Source organism: Bowmanella dokdonensis, assembly GCF_017254865.1.
Lineage (GTDB): Bacteria > Pseudomonadota > Gammaproteobacteria > Enterobacterales > Alteromonadaceae > Bowmanella > Bowmanella dokdonensis.
The window spans coordinates 1-1,157 of sequence record NZ_JAFKCV010000040.1; the positions used below are offsets into that span (position 1 = coordinate 1).

Consider the following 1,157-nt stretch of genomic DNA (forward strand, 5'->3'; position numbering starts at 1 on the left):
CCGCCCACAACCTGTCAGGCGAGTTGAGATCGAGAAACCCGGTGGGGGCAAGCGCCCGCTTGGTATTCCTACGGTGATTGATCGCATCATACAACAAGCCATGGCCCAAGTGCTCACGCCCATCTTTGACCCAGCCTTCTCAGCACACAGCTATGGGTTTCGGCCAGGACGAAATGGGCAACAAGCGGTAAAACGAGTGCAACAGATCATCAAACAGAAGCGGCGGATTGCCGTGGATGTGGATCTGTCGAAGTTCTTTGACCGGGTTAATCACGATTTGTTGATGTCGCTACTGAGCCGACGGGTTCATGACAAGCGACTGAAACAACTGATTGGCCGATACCTGCGAGCTGGGGTTATCGATAGCCAGCTCTATCAGGAGACGCATGAAGGTGTCCCTCAAGGCGGCCCACTGTCGCCTTTACTGGCCAACATCATGCTCGATCCACTGGACAAAGAACTGGAAAAGCGCGGCCACCAATTTGCCCGTTACGCCGACGACTTCATCATTCTGGTGAAGAGTCAGCGAGCAGGTGAACGAGTACTGAAAAGTATCAGTGGTTATCTGGAGAGCCGCTTGCAGCTTGTCATCAACAGTGAGAAAAGTCAGGTGGTCAAAGCCAGTGAAAGCAAGTTCCTGGGCTTTACGTTCAGGAGCGGGCGTATCCAATGGCACCCGAAAACGCTGGAGAACTTTAAACAGCGAATACGGGAACTGACTAACCGCAACTGGGGTGTCAGCATGGATTACCAGCTCTTTAAGACCAGCCAATATATTCGCGGCTGGATAAACTACTTTGGTATCGCCAACTGCTATCAGCTTTGCTGCGAGCTGGATCACTGGATTCGGCGCAGAGTCCGTATGGCCTATTGGCGTCAATGGCGTAAGCCGCGCACCAAAGTCAGAAATCTAATGAAGTTGGGGGTTCATGTGCAGGCAGCCGTGGCCTGTGGATTGACAAGCAAAGGCCCATGGCGCAGTGCGAAAACGCCAGGTATCAACCAGGCACTATCCGATGCTTACTTAAAACAGGCTGGATTGGTCTCACTGCGTGATGGATGGATCAAGCTTCACTACCCTGAGTGAAACGCCCTGTGCGGAGCCGCATGCAGGGTGTTGTGGGGACTGGGGGCTAGAAACCTCCGGTTACCCGATT

At 53.2% G+C, this 1,157-nt stretch carries 1 protein-coding gene; it reads left to right on the forward strand.

Annotation, left to right across the window (positions count from 1 at the left end; translation table 11 throughout):
- On the forward strand, positions 1–1,087 hold a 1,087-nt coding region (gene ltrA / locus J0A66_RS21415), incomplete at its 5' end, for a group II intron reverse transcriptase/maturase (RefSeq protein WP_241264369.1).
- Positions 1,088–1,157 lie beyond the last annotated feature (70 nt).